At 61.7% G+C, this 17,513-nt stretch carries 15 protein-coding genes; 10 read left to right on the top strand and 5 right to left on the bottom strand.

Annotated elements, in window-relative coordinates; translation table 11 throughout:
- Window positions 1-15: 15 nt before the first annotated feature.
- From KJS47_RS08615 to KJS47_RS08590, 6 genes are all read left to right on the top strand, one after another.
- A complete protein-coding gene (locus KJS47_RS08615; RefSeq protein WP_213524486.1) occupies window positions 16-648 on the top strand; it encodes an RNA polymerase sigma factor in 633 nt (210 codons plus the stop codon).
- Window positions 645-1,652 carry a hypothetical protein gene (locus KJS47_RS08610; protein WP_213524485.1) on the top strand — a complete coding sequence of 336 codons (1,008 nt, stop codon included), beginning with the start codon at window positions 645-647 and terminating at the stop codon, window positions 1,650-1,652. Before KJS47_RS08615 ends, KJS47_RS08610 begins: the two co-directional genes overlap by 4 nt.
- The gene (locus KJS47_RS08605; protein WP_213524484.1) at window positions 1,649-2,374 is read left to right on the top strand and encodes an ATP-binding cassette domain-containing protein; all 726 of its coding nucleotides are present in this window, start codon (window positions 1,649-1,651) and stop codon (window positions 2,372-2,374) included. Before KJS47_RS08610 ends, KJS47_RS08605 begins: the two co-directional genes overlap by 4 nt.
- 255 nt (window positions 2,375-2,629) lie before the next feature.
- Window positions 2,630-3,166 (top strand): C40 family peptidase, encoded by a 537-nt coding sequence (locus KJS47_RS08600; protein WP_213524483.1) that lies wholly within the window; start codon window positions 2,630-2,632, stop codon window positions 3,164-3,166.
- A gap of 515 nt (window positions 3,167-3,681) precedes the next feature.
- Window positions 3,682-4,608, top strand: coding sequence for a prenyltransferase (locus KJS47_RS08595; RefSeq protein ID WP_213524482.1), 927 nt, complete (start codon window positions 3,682-3,684; stop codon window positions 4,606-4,608).
- A gap of 18 nt (window positions 4,609-4,626) precedes the next feature.
- Window positions 4,627-5,355, top strand: a complete 729-nt coding sequence (locus KJS47_RS08590) for a DUF6081 family protein (RefSeq protein WP_213524481.1) — start codon at window positions 4,627-4,629, stop codon at window positions 5,353-5,355.
- Window positions 5,356-5,521: 166 nt separating this feature from the next.
- Here the strand turns inward: KJS47_RS08590 and KJS47_RS08585 are convergent, their stop codons facing one another.
- Window positions 5,522-5,755: a YkuS family protein gene (locus KJS47_RS08585; RefSeq protein ID WP_213524480.1), complete on the bottom strand. Its 234-nt coding sequence runs from the start codon at window positions 5,753-5,755 to the stop codon at window positions 5,522-5,524.
- A 219-nt stretch (window positions 5,756-5,974) separates the two neighbouring features.
- On the opposite strand from KJS47_RS08585, the gene KJS47_RS08580 reads away from it, so the two are divergent.
- Both KJS47_RS08580 and KJS47_RS08575 read left to right on the top strand, forming a co-directional pair.
- Window positions 5,975-6,661, top strand: a complete 687-nt coding sequence (locus KJS47_RS08580) for a Na-translocating system protein MpsC family protein (protein ID WP_213524479.1) — start codon at window positions 5,975-5,977, stop codon at window positions 6,659-6,661.
- A 142-nt stretch (window positions 6,662-6,803) separates the two neighbouring features.
- Window positions 6,804-7,211, top strand: coding sequence for a response regulator (locus KJS47_RS08575; protein ID WP_213524478.1), 408 nt, complete (start codon window positions 6,804-6,806; stop codon window positions 7,209-7,211).
- A gap of 182 nt (window positions 7,212-7,393) precedes the next feature.
- On the opposite strand, the gene KJS47_RS08570 is transcribed toward KJS47_RS08575, so the two are convergent.
- Window positions 7,394-11,434 carry an FIMAH domain-containing protein gene (locus tag KJS47_RS08570; protein WP_213524477.1) on the bottom strand — a complete coding sequence of 1,347 codons (4,041 nt, stop codon included), beginning with the start codon at window positions 11,432-11,434 and terminating at the stop codon, window positions 7,394-7,396.
- Window positions 11,435-11,728: 294 nt separating this feature from the next.
- On the opposite strand from KJS47_RS08570, the gene KJS47_RS08565 reads away from it, so the two are divergent.
- Window positions 11,729-12,325 (top strand): nucleotidyltransferase family protein, encoded by a 597-nt coding sequence (locus KJS47_RS08565; protein ID WP_249716184.1) that lies wholly within the window; start codon window positions 11,729-11,731, stop codon window positions 12,323-12,325.
- On the opposite strand, the gene KJS47_RS08560 is transcribed toward KJS47_RS08565, so the two are convergent.
- Window positions 12,306-12,644 (bottom strand): DUF2568 domain-containing protein, encoded by a 339-nt coding sequence (locus KJS47_RS08560; RefSeq protein ID WP_213524476.1) that lies wholly within the window; start codon window positions 12,642-12,644, stop codon window positions 12,306-12,308. The two genes, KJS47_RS08565 and KJS47_RS08560, sit on opposite strands and share 20 nt — an antisense overlap.
- Before the next feature lie 165 nt (window positions 12,645-12,809).
- Between KJS47_RS08560 and KJS47_RS08555 the strand changes: the two genes are divergently transcribed.
- The gene (locus tag KJS47_RS08555) at window positions 12,810-14,552 is read left to right on the top strand and encodes a methyl-accepting chemotaxis protein (RefSeq protein WP_213524475.1); all 1,743 of its coding nucleotides are present in this window, start codon (window positions 12,810-12,812) and stop codon (window positions 14,550-14,552) included.
- A 449-nt stretch (window positions 14,553-15,001) separates the two neighbouring features.
- On the opposite strand, the gene KJS47_RS08550 is transcribed toward KJS47_RS08555, so the two are convergent.
- Both KJS47_RS08550 and KJS47_RS08545 read right to left on the bottom strand, forming a co-directional pair.
- On the bottom strand, window positions 15,002-16,036 hold the full coding sequence (locus KJS47_RS08550; RefSeq protein WP_213524474.1) for a serine hydrolase domain-containing protein: 1,035 nt from the start codon (window positions 16,034-16,036) through the stop codon (window positions 15,002-15,004).
- A gap of 92 nt (window positions 16,037-16,128) precedes the next feature.
- Window positions 16,129-17,469 (bottom strand): hemolysin family protein, encoded by a 1,341-nt coding sequence (locus KJS47_RS08545; protein ID WP_249716181.1) that lies wholly within the window; start codon window positions 17,467-17,469, stop codon window positions 16,129-16,131.
- Between the last annotated feature and the right edge of the window lie 44 nt (window positions 17,470-17,513).

Below are 17,513 nucleotides of genomic sequence, written 5' to 3'. Positions count from 1 at the left end.
GAAAGGGGGAGACTCGTGACCGACGAAGAACTGATGAAGGAATGGGCCGCAGGAGGCGAGGCGGCGATGGATGCGCTCATTCACCGGCATCACCAGCCGCTGCTCGGCTATCTGTACCGGATGACCGGCAGCCGTCCGTTGGCGGAGGATCTGGCGCAGGATGCGTTCCTGGCGGTGTTCCGCCAGGCGTCCGCCGGGTTCGTCCCCGAACGCTTCAAGCCCTGGCTGTACAAGATCGCCCTGAATCGGTGCCGGGATCATTGGAAGAAGGCGGCGACGCAGAGGGAGACGGCTCAGGCAGACAGCGCCGCCTTGGAGGAGCGGGAGGCCGGGGGCTTGATGGACCTCACGCACCGCCAGGTGGAGCGGCAATGGATGACGGAAGCGCTGGAGCAGCTGCCGGAAAGCTACCGTACGGTCGTCGTGCTTCGGTTCTATCAGGACCTGTCGTACGCCGAGATCGCGGAGGCGGCGGGACTGCCGCTGAACACGATCAAAACCCGGCTGCTGCGGGGTCTGCGACAGCTGCAGACGATTCTGGAGGACAGTATGAGCGAAGACGAGAGCTTCGGGAAGAACAGGAAGGATAGGACGGACACGATGAACAGGAAGGCGGGGGCATCCGCGGGAAGGAGGCGAGGCGAATGAAAGGCAACCGGAAACAAGGGCGGGAAGCGGAACAAGCGGACGAACGCGAAACCGTGCGGGACCCGGCGGACGGGGAAACCTCGTCGCTTACGGAGGCGGAGGAGGCGGAGCTGGCTCTTCTCGAGGGGAGCTGGAGCGGCCGGCTGGAGCGGTTCACCGCACCCGAGCCGGCTCGCGAAGACACCGCCCGGCTCATTGCCCGGGTAAGGGAGCGACTGCGCGAGGAGACGGCCGCGTCCGCCGAGCCGGCATCGGCGGCCCCCCCGCCGGAAACGATAGCGGCGCTGCGAAGCGACCGGCGGTCGGCGGCAAGCGGTCGACCGGGGGCAAGCGAACGCGCGACGGAGGCCGATCCGTTCGCTGCGCCGCGCGTCACGCCCGGCCGCCGCTGGGCGCGGCTCCTCCGCTCGCAGTGGCACGGCTACGGGACGCGCAGCTGGCTCCTCACCGGGCTCGCGTTGCTGGCGGCGGGAGCCGCCGCTTACGGCAGCGGGGCGCCGCCCGAGCGGCAGTGGACGATTTGGCTCTACGGCATCACGATGCTCGTCATCGCCGTCATCGGCTACGCCTTCCGTCCGAGAGACGAGGGGACGGAGCTGCTGGAGCAGCTGGGCCAGTACTCCGTGCTCGAGCAGACGCTCGCCCGTCTGGCAATCGTCACGGGGTTCCAGCTAGCGGTCGCCCTGCCGGTTTCCGCTTTCGTCTACCGGGGGGAGAGCGGTCTGTCCGTGACTGCCTTCACGATCGGCTGGACAGCGCCGATGCTGTTCCTGGCCGTCCTCGGCTTCGTACTGATTCAATGGGCGGGCATCCGGCTCGCATTCACAGGGATCCTCGCCCTGTGGGCGTTCACTCTGGCGGCTGGCGAGCGTCTTGCGTGGATGCGGTGGTTTCTGCTGGCGGACGAGCCGGGCTTCGTAACCGGCCGACTCTGGCTGCTGGGCGCGGCGGCAGTCCTGCTTGCTTTGTACGCCGGCACGGCCGGGAGGAGGGAGCCGGTATGAAGGAGCGAATCACGATCGAGCTGGACGGCGTGAGCTGGCATGCACCGGACCGGGAGGTGCTGCGCGGGCTGTCCTACACCTTCCGCCCCGGCATGACCTATGTGCTGGGTGACAACGGCTCGGGCAAGAGTACGCTTCTCAAGCTGCTGACCACCGTCGTCCCTCCCTGTGAGGGAACGATCGGCTACTATGCCGAATCGGCCACCGGCCGCTCCGCCCGCACGAAGCTGAGTATCCGGGATGCCCGCTCGAGGATCGGCTATCTGCCGCAGCGGTTCGCCGGCTACCCGGAGCTGACCACGGACGAGTACCTGCTGCACCAGGCGCTGCAAAAGGGCTTCGGACCGCGGGAGGCCCGCCGGCTCCTGCCGGTGTGGCTGGAGGCTTCGGGCCTCGAAGCCGTCAAGAGGGTCCGCCTCGGACGCCTGTCGGACGGCCAGCGGCAGCGGGTCGGCCTGCTCCAGGCGATGCTGGCCGCCCCGGTCTGCCTGCTCGACGAGCCATTCGAAGGGCTCGATGTGCTTGAGGGAATGGCACTTCGGCATCTGGCCGTCAAGCTGGCCCGCAGCCGGACGGTTGTCGTCAGCACACACCGTCTGGAGTGGATCGACGGGGCCGCGGGCGACCGGCTCGCGCTGCTGCGAGGAGGGTCCCTGCATCCGGTCGGTTATGCGGGCGACCGCGATCTGCTGCGTGCGCTGGAACGGGAGGGCTATGGCTAGACAGCGGCAGCTCAGGATAGGCCGGCGGTTTCCGCCGGTCTCTTTGTCCTTGTCCGAAACAGGGCGGGTATTTTAGCACAGACCGAAAATCGCTCGCAAGAAAAACGCTCTCATCATCTTTTCACGGAATTATAAGAAAGCGCCTTCCGGCTAGGATCGGCGCCGTTTGACGCTTCTTCAAGCAAATGCTGGAAGATTCAAATCCGGTATAGTAGGGACAGCAAGAAACCACTCAACAACAGGAGGCGCAACGCTATGACATCTATGACTCGAGTGATTTCCTTGAAGAAGCTGGCCGCAGGGGCGGTGCTGGCTGCCGTCGTCGCAAGCTCCTCTATTCTGGCTCATCCGGCAGCCGCGCAAGCAGCGACTGTCCAAACGAAGGCGGCGCAAACCTCCGCCGCGAGCAAGGCCGACCGTGTCATTAACCTGGCACAGTCGCTGCAGAGCAAGGTCCGTTACGTGTGGGGCAAGAACGACCCATCCCGTATGGTGTTCGATTGCTCCTCGTTTACCAAATATGTATTCAAGCAGGCCGCAGGCGTCGATATGAAGTGGGGCGCCAACGCCCAGTACAACCAATTCCCGAAAGTAGCCAAGGCCAATCTCCGGCCGGGCGACCTGATCTTCGCCAGCGTCAGCACGCCGGGCAAAATCGGTCATGTCGGCATCTACATCGGCAACGGCAAGATGATCCACAACCTGAATCCGAAAAACGGAGTCGTCGTCAGCGACATCAACACCGGCTACTGGAAAAATCATTACGTAGCTGCCGCACGGCCGATCCGTTAACTAGTATTCCCGTACTGCTGGCTGCCGGACAAGCTCTCTATGGCTGCCGTGCTCCTCGCTAACTTTACGATCGGACAGTCCTATGGGCTGTCCGATTCTTGTTGTTTAAGGACGCTTTTCGCTTGTCGTTATGGCGATGACGATGACGGGGATGCCCGGATAGTTTGCGGCTTTCTTTCGATGCAGAGCTCATGTCTTCTATAGAGGGACAGATAGGTTTTCCCCTCCGAATGGCTGGAATTGGAGTCGTTCCTTTCGAGAATGGGGGAGAATTCCTTCTTTACAACTGGGGGAACCGGACATACAATGAAGCTAGTGCATTTCTTCACAAGCGAGTCGGCCAGCTTGCTCTGGCCGGTTCGTTTTCTCTTAACCCATCTATGCCGGTCCTGTCCTGCCGGCCTGTCGCTCAGCCGCCCGCTTCCGCTTGGGAGAACCGAGGCGGGGCTTTTGGCATGTCCTGGCGACGGGCGGAAACGGACGCCGGAATTCTCCAATAGAAAGGAGGAAACCATATGGACAAAGTCGAGCTGTGGAAAAAAGCCTCCCGGTCTTCCGTGCTTCCGGTCATTCTGCTGCCGGTGGCGATTGGTGCGCTCGGAGCCTATGCCTGGAACGGTGTGTTCCACCCGCTGCTTTTTGTGCTGACGCTGCTCGGGTCGGCCGCCGCCCATCTATTCTCCAATATGATCAACGATCTGTGGGATTACCGGAATGGGACGGATACGAAGGCGCGGGAATCCGAGGAGGCCATCTCGACGAATTCCGGGTTTCTGACGAACGGGACGCTCAGCGAGAGCACCTTTGCCGCCATGACGTGGACGCTGTTCGCCGTAGCCGCGGTGTGCGGGATCGTCCTGGCGGTGGTCAGCGGCTGGCCGGTGCTCGTATTCGGCGGGCTCGGCGCATTGATCGCCTATTACTATGTCGCGCCTCCGATCCGCTTCGGCTACCGCGGCAAGGGCTACAGCGAGGCCGCCATTCTGATCGCCTTCGGCGTCCTACCGGTGGCGGGCAGCTATTATGTCCAGACATCGCTCTTGGACTGGAAGGCCATCGCCGCTTCGCTGCCGATCGGCCTGTTCACGACGCTCATTCTGTTTAATCACCACTTCCTGCACTGGCAGGCCGACAAGGAAGCCGGCAAGCGGACGCTGGTTGTGGTATGGGGAGAGCAGCGGGCGCTCCGTTTCTCGTTCGCTCTGCTCATGCTTGTCTATGCCGCTCTGATCGGCTGCGTACTGGCCGGCGCGCTTCCCTGGTATTCTCTGCTGGCGCTTCTGACCGTATTCCCGGTCGTGCGTGTCTACCGGAGCCTCGGCGACCGCAATCCGTCGCGGGCTTACGCTCCGCTGATGGGAGCCTCGGTCCAAGGGACGATGCGCTTCGGCCTCCTGCTTGTGCTCGCTCTGCTTGTGCAGGGCCTGCTCGCTTACATTTGACGAAAGGGAGAGATTCGGATGGAAAAACAGATCGTGCTCGGGGACTTTCATACGATATTGTCGGAAGGAGAGGTCTGGAAGACGGGCGGTTTCCCGCTGCCGGACGGTTCGTTCTGGGCGTATCGCGAGCCCGACGCGGTCGTCATCGTCCGCAACGGCATCCTGTATGTCCGCGCGGCGCTGAGCCGCCAGCATCACCAGATCCAGATTCTCGACAACGCCAAGCATATGTACTATTCGGCGGAGCCGGTCCAGGTGCCGGAGCAAGGGGAAATTTCGTTCGAGCTCGACATGCGGGCGCGCACGCAGAACACGGCTCCCGGCGATCTATACGACGGTTATGTCTCCCTGAACCTGCTGGACTTCTCCACAGGCGCCGCACTTGACTTCTTCGCGGGGAACGACAAGTACGCGAGCGTCTATGCGGTGCTCCCGTTCCCGGGCGTCGAGGTGCCGGTGACGGACAAGCAGCGGTATTTTTGCATCTTCAAGGAGGATACGAACTTCCAGGCGCGGGAATTCAACCGCTACAAGATTACGTATAACCGCGCGCACGACGAAATCGTCTTCTATGTGAACGGGGAAGAGGCACGGCGCGAGACGGGCTGCCCGGTCAAGTTCAACTCGTTCACCGTCGCCCTCGGCATCATGACGGAGAAGGACATCGGGCCGGAAGGCAGCACGTCGGTTCACGGACAGACCGTGATCGCCGAATACTCGCCGGTTACGATTACGATCAGCGAATAACGGCTCCTGCCGTCGGGCGGGAACGGCAGGCGGTACGGCTGCAACAAAGCAAGGGAGAGGACCCCGGTCCTCTCCCTTGCTGTTTGTTCCGGGTATCACAGGCGGGGGCGTCCTCTGCAAGAAAGCAGCCCACCGATTATCCTCGCGCCTCGGACAGGCGATGCGGCTATTGCAGACGCGCCTGAACGGCCTGGACCACATCCTCGGCCGTCATGCCTTCGGCATTGATGACGGACGCCTGTGTGGTGACTTCCGCCATGCCCATCATGTTCTGGTCCATCCCCGATACGACACAGCAGTCGCAGCCCGAAGCGTTCTCCATGGAGACGACCTCGTGCCCGTTCTGCTCCAGCGCCTGCTTGACGGAGCCCAAGCTGTTTTCTACCGCGATTCTTGCCATCTGTCTCTTCACCTCCCGTCGCTGGCTGGCCTGATTAGTATGCGCCGCCCGGGAGGAAATGATGCCCACTTGTGGAGGCAGGCTGCTTGGCGGGAGGTGGACCATCGCCTGCTGTCTAAGGGATGTTATTGAAACCTGAGGTGAACTATAGTAGTATCGAAGTGGGTACGGGAAAGAAAGCCCGGGCCTCCTATTTCGATAAGGACGGTCGATCTGTCGGTGGCGCTTACGAACGAGAAAAGCCAAATTGCTAGCTACACAGCGCGGTTGCTGCGCGAACGATTCGGAAAAGGACCCGAGTCGGTCTATGTATCCCTGGGCGATCGGTTTGTCGTCCTGCACTTAAGGAAATTTCTTGGTCCGGTGGAGCAGTTTCTGCTCAGCCAGGATGAAGAGCGGGCGTTCCGCTATACGCGGGAGCTTTTGATGAAATCCCTCTTGCCCGATCTGAATGGATTCCTCCAGACTACGCTTGGCGTGGAACTGACGGAGCTTTACTACGATTGGGGCAACGACTTCGCAGATGGCATGATTGTCGGGTTATGCCGGGAACCCTTCACCGATGAAGAACAGACCCTTACTCAATATCCAGGCCAGGAAGTTGTACATAGGCAGATTGAACGTATCACCCAGAAAGCCCAGCGGCATCCCGACCGGACGGATTCCGTCTGGCTCAATGACCGCACGCTCGTCGTCATTCGCGAGGGACTGTTGATCGCGCTGGAGCTCGAGTTGATCGGCCTCGGCTATGAGGAGATTCTAAAGGTGACGAAGCGCAAGCTGGAGAAGAGACTCATTGTAGAAGAGACGGACATTGGCGAGCTCTTCGGCAAACAGCGGGTGGACATTTTTGTGGACTGGGATTTTGAACTGGACAAGAGCGTCATGGTCATGACGTTTCAATAAGACAGATGCAAGTCGAGCCATACAGGCGGTAATGAACTGGACGCACGTTCTCGCGAGCCAGACATGAGCCGAAGAAGAGGCGAAGCCTCTTCTTCGGCTCTTCTGTTTTGTCCGGACTCAAGTGGGGGAGGAGGAAGCGGATATGGAACGGGACGAACGGGAACTGTTGCAGACGGAAACCGAAAAGAATGTGTTGTATATCGAAGACAATCCGCTTAGCCGGGAACTGGTCGCGCGAATTGTCCGCAAGCTGCCCGGCGTCCGTCTCCTGACGGTGACCGATGCCGAGAAGGGACTAGTGCTTGCACGGGAGACGCTTCCCGCTCTCATCTTGATGGATATTCAGCTGCCGGGCATGGACGGCTACGAGGCTCTCTCGCTGTTGAAGCAAGGGAAGGAGACCGCGGAGATCCCGGTGGTGGCCGTCAGCTCGTATGCGATGCGGGAAGACATCCTGCGCGGGCGGCGGGCGGGCTTCGATGCCTATGTGACCAAGCCGATCGATGTCAAAGCGTTCTCATCGCTCATCGGCTCGTACATGCCGCATTAGCAGGCATGAGGCAGCAAGGAGGCTGCGAGCTTGTCGGGGAAAGCATTCCCGATGGGAGGACAGCCTCTATTCGCTAAGCTGTGATAGACGAAGGAAGGGCCTCCGGCGATCCCGGGGGCCCTTCCCTTATTCGTTATGCCCCGGAGGTGGAGCGTGCTGCTCCTTGATCTCAGGGTATTGGTTTAGAGTGACCTTAATTGGGTCAGAAGCGCCTCCGCCAGCCGGTTCAGCCGTTCCTTGGCCGCCGGCGCGACATGCTCCTGCATTGCAGAGTTGGCTAGATGCTTCAGGTAATTCTCCAGATGCTGGACTGCCTGCTTGGTGTGCCCCTTGTCCTGCTGGCCGCGAACTTGCGCCAGGCTGTTGGTCAGCTGCTTGGCTAGAGGGCCGCGCAGCTCGCCGGTTTGGATCGCCCGTTCGGTTGCCTGCTCGAGAGCTGCAAGCGAGATGGTGGTGCCGGAGGTGAGAACCGTCAGAGCGGCGCTCGGTTCGGAGACCGCACCCGAAGCGCTGCGGGCGATGAGGTGGAACCGGTAGGACGTGTCCGGCGACAGTCCGTTCACCTGGTACACGGCGCCGCTGACTGTGGCGACGGAGGCTCCGTCCTGGTAAACGTCATAGACGACGCTGTCTGCCGAGCTTACCGGATTCCAGGCGAGCGTGACCGAGGTATCCGTCACGTCCGTCGCTCTCAGATTGGCGGGTGCCTCCAGCTTGTGGTCCGCGGTCCGGAAGCTCCAGACGTCGCTGTATGTGCGGCCGCCAAAGGCGTCCGTCACGAGCGCGTACCAGGAGTAAGAGACGTTCGGCGCAAGCCCTGTCCAGCTTGCGGTCGCCGTCTGGCCGCTCGCGGTTTGGAAGGGCCCCGCGATCGCTTCCGCCGTGTACAGCTTGGCCAGGATGACATCGGTCGCCACCCGCTTAAGCTGAGGCGTCAGATCGAAGCTCAGCGTTGTCTCGTCCTTGCCAGGATACATCTCTGGTTCGTAATAGTTGTAGTCGTTTTTGTACGGCGAATAAGTGTTGACATAGACGTTGCCGGTTTCGATGTCAAAATGCAGCAGCTTCATATACCCGAGCCCGCCTTCTTCAAAGCCCTGGTAATCGTTCAGCATCTGATAAACCCGGCGGTCAGGCTTGCCGTCCCCGTTGTCGTCGAGCTCGTCGGTCTGCATCGAACTGCCGGTATAGTGGCCGCTCATGACCAGCTTGACGTTGGGATTCGGAACGACCACCTGCTCGTAGATCTTGTTGCCCATCGCCGAGCGGGTCCCGTTCGGCTGCATGTAATCGTGGAAGGCGAGGAACGCCTGCCGGTCCGGATGGTCCCGGAGCACCTGGTTCATCCAGGCAATATCTTCGTCCTCCGGCTGCCAGCCCATGTACAGCATGAGGAAGTCGTTGCCGCCGTAAGAGACGAGATCGTAGTGGCCGCGGTTGTTTTTGTAGGAGCCTCCGTAATACGGCTGCTGCTCGAACCGATCGGCGCCGAAGTAGCGGGAATACGTCGTATAGTCGCTGTTCGTCGTGCCGACGTCATGGTTGCCCGCCAGTACGCCGTAAGGCATGTCCGCGTCCTCCAGCACCTTCATGTACTCGGATGCGCGCTCCCACTGATAGGTAGCGGTAGGCTCGTTCACCAGATCGCCTGTATGGACGACATACCGGATGTTCATCTCCTCCGCGTTGTCGCGGATCCAGTTCACCTGAGACTGGTAAATATGGGGATACAGCTCCGAATAGAACTGCGTGTCCGACATCCACACCATCGTGTAATCGTAGTCGCCGCGTGCCGGGATCAGGTCCTGCACGAGGACGTTGACGGTCTGGTCTCTGACGTAATCGCCGGCGGGCAGACGGCCGACGAGACGGAAATCCTCTTCGCTGTCCGCGACATGGGAGGCCGCCGGAATCCATTTGCCGGTCGCGTGGTTCCAGGCGTACATCGTAACCTTGCGTCCGGGGAGCGACTTGCCCTCCCAATCGATCTCGACGAGGTCCCCCTTGTTAACCGTTCCGTCCACCTTCACCTGAAACCGCAGGTAAGGGAATTCGGTCAGCGAGTCTACCGTGACGTAGCGCCCGTCCTTGGCGGCCAGATCGGCCACTTCCCCACCGGTCAAGGCAGTCTCTCCCTCCGGTGCAAAAGCGGCAGGAGGCTCATGTTCGGTCGCGTTCTTGAACAGCTGCACTTGCGGGGAGTCGGCTCCGTACTTGTAGCCTTTGTTGAAGGAAACCGTCAGGTCGTCCCCGGTCGGGTCGGATACCGCGACGCGCAGCTCCGGCTGCAAGCCGACATCCGAGGCGCCGTCAGCAGGACCGAGCAGCACAGGCTGGTCGGGAGCCTCCACCGGAACGGTGAACCGGACGGTCTTCTCGCTTTTGTTGCCCGCTTTGTCTTCGGCGATCACTTGGAACTCGTGAGCGCCCGCAGCCAGCTTCGCCGAGGAGGTCTCGTACGGCAGCCGGATGTCCGTGCCGTCCAGCGTAGCGCGAGTGGATGCCAAGCCGGCTCCCGCATCGGTAACGGTCGCGTTCAGCACGAACGGACCCTTGTATTCCTTGCCTTCTGTCACCGTAGTCGTGATGACCGGTCCGTTGTTGTCGACGATCACGCTTGCGGATGCCGATTGTCCGTCCGGAGTCCGCACCTGCACGGTATGCGGGCCGTCGGCGGCGCTGGTCGTCGTCCACGGATAGGCGAGCGCGGTCAGCTTGTCCGCCCCTATGGTGAAGGAGAAGTCCACCACCGGGAGGAACCGGCCGTCGTCGCCGACGTCGATCAGCTTGGCGGGATCGGCGTATGCCGGATCGCGCAGCTCGGTGCCGTCCGAGAGCAGGAGGCGGACGTTGCGGACATCGTAGTCGTCCAGCCCGGTGACGGGATTGTCTTCATAGTATGTACCCGACTGGGAGCCCGCTCGGAGGGTGATCGTATTCTCACCTGCCTTTAGCAGCTCCGCGTTGACTGGAACGACGACCGTGGCGAAGTTGTTCACGGCGTAATCGACCATGGCGACCGTGTCCTTCCCGATCGTCACGGCGTTCTTGTTGCCGAGGCCAATGCCGTTCCCCTCGAAGACCAAATACGCCGTGCCTTCAAGCGCCGGCTGGCCGCCGGTCACTTCGGCTCCGTCGACCGCAAGCTTCAGCGCTTCGGGCGCCACGCCTTCAGCGGCTCCCCTGAGCACCGTGCGGCCGCTGACGATCTGTCCGTCCTTTACGTTCAGCCGCGGGCCGGCCTGGCGGTCGGCGAAGGAGACGCGGAAGGTGTCGCTCGTCGTCTGCTGCCAGCCGTCGGAGGCGACGAAGTAGTACTCGAGCGACCGGCTGCCGAGCAGCTCCAGCAGGCTGAGCGAATGCCGGTACAGGCCGTCCTGGCGATCCAGCCTCAGGTTCGCCTGCCGGAAGTCGCCTTGACCGTCTGTCCGGTAATACAGCGTTACGCTGGTGACCAACGTATCGTCGGTCGCTTCCGCGACGATCGCCAGATCCTGCGTCGTCACGGCGCCGGCGGTATTCGTCCGGTCGGTTACCACGGGCGGCGTCCGGTCCGTTATGGCATTCGGCGTCTCCGGCACTTGGACGGCTCCGACGGTTCCGGGAGTCCCGGCTTGCTTGCCCCAATCGATAAGAGCCATCTTCCGGCTGCCGTCCTCGGGATAGCGGTACAGAATCGCTTTGTCTGGCGCAGAAATCTGTTCGCCCTCGTTATAGAAAGCTGAGATCAGTTCTTGACCGGTATTGGTCGTAACGACCAGCTCGCGCATTCTCGTATTGGCCATGCCGCCCGCGTAGATTTTGACGAGATCCTTGCCCTCGACGAGCTGGGTTTTAAAGTGGGCGTTGAAGTCCGCCGTCGTTTTCTCGCCGTTGTAGGCGTTGATGATCCAGAAGACGAGCGTGCCCTTCGGCGGCACGACGACATCGGCCGGTACGGAGGGCCACAGCGTCTCGCTTTCCAGATAGCGGTACAGAATCTTATAGTCACCGAAAGGAAGAGGCTTGTCCGTATTGTTATAAATCTCGATGAATTCGTAGCCGTCGGCTCCGTTCACATTCGCGGTGTCGGGCATAAGCTCCGTGATCAGAATCGGCGGGACGCTGGCAGCGGATGCGGCCGCGTATGCGGTGGACCCGGAACCATTGGGGAGAAGCGGGCTTGCGGCCAGGCCGAGCGCCAGAACGGCGGACAGCCAGCGGGACGGTCTTTTCCTGCTCATAAACAACCTCCTGAAATGGAATAAGGATACGCTTTGCTTGCCGGACTCCCGATGGGGCCCTCTCCAACCTCCCTTCTGCGGGGAACCGTTATCCGGACCGGATATGGCGAACTCATGTTCCACCCTATTATTCCAAGATTAGGAGGATTATGCAAGCGCTGTCATATGGGTCTGGCTTCCTAATTTTCCCTCCTTCCGATGCGCCTTAAGGAGGAAATGCCGAATCGAAAGCAGAACCTGTTAGCGTAAAACGGCGAGCCGGAGATAATCAGAACAGAAAGAGGAGGAATAAGCGTGAAGCAGACGACGGAGGAAAAGGTGCTGGCCTGCATAGGAGCGGATGCCTGGAGAATGGAGGTGCTGCGGGAGGTCCGGGAGCTTGGGCTCTCCGACGGATGGGTGTGCGCGGGCTTCGTCCGTGCCTGCGTATGGGACGTCCGTCACGGCCATGCCGAACGGACGCCGCTGGACGATGTGGATGTCGTCTATTACGACCCGGAGCGGACGGATCCGGCGGAAGAAAAGAAGTGGGAGGCGCGGTTAAGCGAGAGGAGACCCGATGTGCCGTGGTCGGTGAAGAACCAGGCGCGCATGCACGAGCGCAATGGAGACGAGCCTTACCACTCGGCCCAGGACGGCATCGCGCGGTTTCCCGAGCTGCCGACCTCCGTTGCCGTGCGGCTGCAGGGCGAGCGGCTGGAGCTGCTGGCTCCCTGGGGTGTAGAAGAGCTGTGGGAGCTGATCGTGCGTCCCATTCCCCCGATTCGGGACCGTGCGGACAAGCTGGCCGTCTACCGCTCGCGCATCGCGCAGAAGAACTGGAAGGCCCGCTGGCCGCGTCTGACGATTCTAGAGAACGACGAGGCCGGGACTACTGATGCCAGATCGTAATGAGCAGCCGATTGAGCAGCGCCAGCGCCAGGAAGGCGAGCCCCAGGTGCGGATGACCGGCGGCCGAAACGGCGTAGGCCGCCCCGCCGAATACGACGAGCTCGAGCAGGAAGCGCAGCGGCTCGGGGGCGAGCCAGGAGGCGCGCGGCGCGATGAAGGCGCCCCAGAGCGCCGCAGCCGCGAGCGGGGCGCCTATGGCGAGCGCCCATCTGGCGGGGCCGGCCAGGCCGAGCCTATAGCTTCCGTAGGCGAGCAGGCCGAGAGCGGCCAGCTCCAGCCCGAACCGGAGGAGCAGATTGAGGGCAAGAATACCTTTCATAAACGGGATCTCCCTTTGGGACCCCACCTCTCTCGTTTCGGTGTGCATGAGGAGGGGGGCTCCTTTTTTTAACTTTTCCTATGCTGCTTCTTCTAGTTAATCGACTAACGAATCGTCACCGAAAATCCGACAAAAGAACTATATTCGACTGAAGGAGCATCGTAGATGAAGCATATTGGTGTAGTTGCAAAAGTATTGGGGTTATTAATTCTGTTGTCGGTCGTCCTGTCCGGAACCCTCCTCACGCTGTCCTACCAGCAGCAGAGGGCGCTGTATTTTGACAAGCTGGAGATTACCGAGCAGATGGCCTCCGCCCAGGTGAAGCTGCTCTCCGATCAGGTGGAGGGCGCCGAGAAATCGATCAAGCGGGACAGCCAGGCCTATATCTCTAATCCCGACGCGCGGAAGCTGCAGGCGCAGATGGACCATCTGGTCACCGGTCAGCTCGTATCGAATGCGTATTTGTTCTTCCCGGAAGAGATCGATAAGGACGGGAAGCTGGCTTTGCCGATCTTGATCGGCAACCAGGAATTGTACGGCAACGGGATCACGCCGACCTCCCCTTATGAATTAAGCCCGGAGATGCGGGAAGCGTACGAGGAGGCGAAGAAAGGCGGGCAGGGGACATCGGACGTCTATACGGACGTCGGCGGCTCTTGGGTCTCCGTGCTGAGTGCGATTCCCGACAAGGAGGGCAACGTGACCGCCTATTTTGGGCTGGACTTCGATTACAGAGCGATCCGAATGGATTTGAACCGGACGTTGTGGAAGAGCGTCGGCATCGGAACCGGACTCTCCCTGATCTTCCTTGCCGTCTTCGCGCTCCTGGTCCGCCAGCTGCTGAAGCCGATCAAGGCGATCGCCGAGCTGTCAAAGCGGGTAGCGGAAGGCGATCTGAACGTCTCGGTGCAGACGAAGAGCCGTGACGAGCTCGGCGTGCTGGCGTTCTCCTTCAACGCGATGATCGCTCGCATCCGCGAGCTGATCGGAGGGATGCAGACGTCGTCGGAGCGGGTGACGGCGGCGTCCATCTCGCTCAAGGAGAGCGCGCAGCAGACAGCCCAGGCGACCGAGCAGATCGCCCAGTCGATCCAGGAGGTCGCGAGCGGAGCCGAGCTCCAGCAGAGCGGCACCTACGAGAGCACACGGGCGATGGAGGAGATGGCCTCCGGCATCCAGCGGATCGCCGAGTCGGCGGCCAGCGCGTCCGATGCCTCGGCCCAGATGGCGGGGGAGGCCGGCCGCGGGCGAGACGCCCTCGCCGGCAACCAAGCGCAGATGGAGGCGGTGCAGGGAGCGGTCCGCCGGACGTCGGACGCCGTCGAGCGTCTGCATACGCTGTCCGAGCAGATCGGCAAGATCACTTCGCTCATCTCCGACATTGCCGGCCAGACGAACATTCTGTCGCTGAACGCGGCGATCGAGGCATCGCGTGCAGGCGAGCACGGCCGCGGATTCGCGGTTGTCTCCACCGAGATCCGGCATCTGGCAGAGCAGTCGCTCTCATCCTCCCAGCAGATCGCAGAGCTGATCGAGACGATCCAGCGCGAGACGGCGGCAGCCGTCGAGGCGATGCAGGCCGGCTCGCAGGGCGTCGATGGCATGGCTGTTCTCGTCCGGGAGACGGTCGAGTCGTTCGAGCATATCGCGATGTCGATCGATTCGATCAACGCGCAGTTCTTTGAGGTGTCCTCCTCCGCGCAGCAGATGTCGGCGAGCGCCGAAGAGGTGTCGGCGACCATCGCGGAGCTATCCGGCATCTCGCGCCGTTCCTCGGAGCACGCCCAGAACGTCGCGGCGGCTTCCGAGGAGCAGCTTGCGGCGATGGAGGAGATCTCCTCGTCGGCGACGGCGCTGGCCGGCATGTCCGATCAGCTCCGAGGGATGATCGGGAAGTTCCGGCTGTAGGCCGCCGCGGCGCCTAACCGGAAGCTGGACTGCTTCCAGACGGAGGGGAGACAGGTTCCTTCCTTAGCTATGACAAGGCCACTCCTCCTTCGAGTCCATAACGGATGAGCGGCAGCATATTTTTAGCAAGCCGGCAAGCGGTCACGACCGCTTGCCGGCTTGCTGGCGTTCGGGACTAGCGGTTCTTTTTGCCTCCGCCTTTTCGAAACGTCGTCTTGACGGAGAGGAAGACGAAGTAGCCGTCGATCTCCCAAAGGAGCGTTATCACGTTAGATGCAGCCACAGCACAAACAGAGCTGTCCCGGCAGATAGGTGTCTGCCGGAAACAGCCCTCGCCCACGTTCTCTAGGTGGTTAAGCCGCTCGCGTCCTTGACAGGCTGGCACACTCCGTCATTCCTCGTCATGGCCTGCAGGATTGCCCGATGTAGAGCCGAATATCGCTTGGGCGCTAGTTGCGCGCGGTCGCGGCCACCGCCATGTCGGTAAACTGCTGCAGATAGCCGATGTAATCCATCGTATCGTCGCCGTAATTGCCGCTCTTGTTCGTCATCCGGACGACGACGAGTTTCAGCTCGGGGACGACCAGCACGAGCGGGCCGGTGAAGCCGACGATCAGGTACGAGCCGTCCGGAACGGTCCGGCCGAACGGGCTGAGCGGGGTGAAACCTCTCTTGACGAGCCAGAGGCAGCCGTTCGCCGGCTGCTCGTCCGCGAGCTCCGGCGGGCTCTGCAGGGAGACGGCGGTCCGAACCGCCGCCTCGGGCACGAGCTGCCGGCCCTCCCAGCGGCCGCCTTGCAGGTGGAGCTGGCCCCAACGGGCGAGGTCCCGCGCCGAGACGAACAGGTTCTGGGCTGCCCCGCTGCCGTCCGGTGCCGTCGTCAGCTTCGCGCGGCCCGTCTCGTCCATAATGACGGGCACGAGCGTCTCGCTGGCATCGGTACGCCAGCCGGTTTCGCGCCAGCCAAGGGGGGAGAAGACGAGCCGGTCCAAGAGCTCCGCTACCGGGACGCCGGTGACGGCGGGGATGAGCGTCGTCAGCATCCGGATACCGACGTTGTTATACAGCCAGCTGCTACCGGGGGCGAACCGGCGCGTCAGGCGGCCGTCCTCCTCGGCTAGTCCGTGCGTATGCGTGAGCAGGTGGCGGAGGGTAACGCCCTCAACCGCCGGAGCGTCCTCCTGCCGGAAAGGGAGCAGCCCGTCCACCGGCGCGTCCAGCGAAGGCAGGAGGCCTTGCTCTAGCGCCCAGGCGACGGCGAGGCCTATGTAGCTCTTGCGAACGGAGGCGACATTGTATTGAGAGTCGGGGGACGCAGGCCGGGCGCCGGCATCGTGCGTATGGACGCCGGCATAAGCTTCCGCCACGGTCTCGCCGCTCTGCAGAATATAGAGGGCGCAGGCGGAGCCGCCGTTGCGCCGGTTCAGGTCCTCGGTATACGCCATCAGCTCGGCATAAGCCGGGGTGAGCAATCGCTCAGTCATAGTGGACAGTCTCTCCTTTGTGGTCATCTCGAGGCAGCAGGGGGACCTGCGGTCCGGCCGGCCTGCCCCAAAAAAGAAAACAGGATGAGGGCTCATCCTGTTCCCGTTCCCCAGAGCACGGGGGTGTCTTCGTCTTCCTCCAGGCGCCGGACGGTCAGCCGGGAGATGCGCAGATGATCCGTCTCCTCGACGATGAATTCGAACCGGTTCTCGAACCGGACGCGCTGGTTCTTCTTCGGAGGAATCTCGATCTGCGAGTAGATCCAGCCGCCGATCGTATCATAATTGTCGTCACCGATGTCGATGCCGAAATAATCGTTCACTTCTTCGATCAGGAGCAGGCCGTCGATCGAGAACGTATCCTCGTCCTTGCGCTCAATGCGCGGCCGGGCTTCGTCGAATTCGTCGTGAATCTCGCCGACGATCTCCTCGAGGATGTCCTCGACGGTGACGATGCCCGCCGTGCCTCCATATTCGTCGATGAGGAGCGCCATCTGGGTCCGCTTCTTTTGCAGCAGCTTGAGCAGATGGGGGATCGGCATCGATTCGGGAATCGACGTGATGGGCCGGAGAATCGCCCTGAGCTCGATCGGTTCTCCGGTGCGAAGCAGGTCCTTTACATGCACGAAGCCGATGATGCTGTCCTTGTCCGTCTCGCATACCGGATAGCGGGTATGCATATCTGCCAGCGCAATGTCGCGGTTCTCCTCGAAGCTGAGACTGGCATACAGGCAGACCATCTCGGTGCGGGGGATCATCACCTCGCGGGCGGTCGTCTCCGCGAACTCGAAGATGTTGTCGACGAGCGCCAGCTCGGTATTGTCGATGAGTCCGCTCCGGTTGCTCTCCTGCATCAGGATGCGGATTTCCTCCTCCGTGTGGGCGGACTCGTGCTCGGCCGTCGGCTCGACGCCAGACATTCGAAGCAACCAGTTCGAGATGCCATTCAGCACCCAGATGAACGGGTACATGAGCCGATAGAGGAGCACCATGGGGCTTGCGGACAGCAGGGTGACCCGCTCGGATTTGCGAATGGCGTAAGTCTTCGGGAACTGTTCGCCAAGCGTAATATGGAGCGTCGTAATAATGGTGAAGGCGATCAGGAACGATACGGTATGAATGGCGAACTCGCTGAACCCGAGCGAGGAGAGCAGAGGCTTCAGCATTCGAGCGATCGTGGGCTCTCCCAGCCAGCCAAGCACGAGCGAGGCAAGCGTGATTCCGAGCTGGCAGGCGGACAGGTAAGCGTCCAGATTGCCGAGAATCTTGCGGGCATACTTGGCGCTAAGGCGGCCTTCCAGCGCGAGCGCGTCGATGCGGCTCCCCCTTACTTTGACGAGAGCGAATTCCGCTGCGACGAAGAAAGCGTTTAACAAAACCATCACGAGAATTAAGACCAGATTCAGCCATATCGGGAATGGGTCACTGCTCAATCCTTCCCTATTCCGCCCGCGAAGGGCGAATAGGCGCACCTCCC

The organism is Paenibacillus sp. J31TS4, assembly GCF_018403265.1.
Classification (GTDB): Bacteria; Bacillota; Bacilli; order Paenibacillales; family NBRC-103111; genus J31TS4.
This window is presented reverse-complemented; position numbering and strand designations above follow the sequence as displayed.

Coding starts and splice junctions, on each gene's coding strand:
- KJS47_RS08610 (WP_213524485.1), top strand. CDS start 645: ATGAAAGGCAACCGGAAACAAGGGCGGGAAGCGGAACAAGCGGACGAA.
- KJS47_RS08605 (WP_213524484.1), top strand. CDS start 1,649: ATGAAGGAGCGAATCACGATCGAGCTGGACGGCGTGAGCTGGCATGCA.
- KJS47_RS08600 (WP_213524483.1), top strand. CDS start 2,630: ATGACATCTATGACTCGAGTGATTTCCTTGAAGAAGCTGGCCGCAGGG.
- KJS47_RS08595 (WP_213524482.1), top strand. CDS start 3,682: ATGGACAAAGTCGAGCTGTGGAAAAAAGCCTCCCGGTCTTCCGTGCTT.
- KJS47_RS08590 (WP_213524481.1), top strand. CDS start 4,627: ATGGAAAAACAGATCGTGCTCGGGGACTTTCATACGATATTGTCGGAA.
- KJS47_RS08585 (WP_213524480.1), bottom strand. CDS start 5,755: ATGGCAAGAATCGCGGTAGAAAACAGCTTGGGCTCCGTCAAGCAGGCG.
- KJS47_RS08575 (WP_213524478.1), top strand. CDS start 6,804: ATGGAACGGGACGAACGGGAACTGTTGCAGACGGAAACCGAAAAGAAT.
- KJS47_RS08570 (WP_213524477.1), bottom strand. CDS start 11,434: ATGAGCAGGAAAAGACCGTCCCGCTGGCTGTCCGCCGTTCTGGCGCTC.
- KJS47_RS08560 (WP_213524476.1), bottom strand. CDS start 12,644: ATGAAAGGTATTCTTGCCCTCAATCTGCTCCTCCGGTTCGGGCTGGAG.
- KJS47_RS08555 (WP_213524475.1), top strand. CDS start 12,810: ATGAAGCATATTGGTGTAGTTGCAAAAGTATTGGGGTTATTAATTCTG.
- KJS47_RS08550 (WP_213524474.1), bottom strand. CDS start 16,036: ATGACTGAGCGATTGCTCACCCCGGCTTATGCCGAGCTGATGGCGTAT.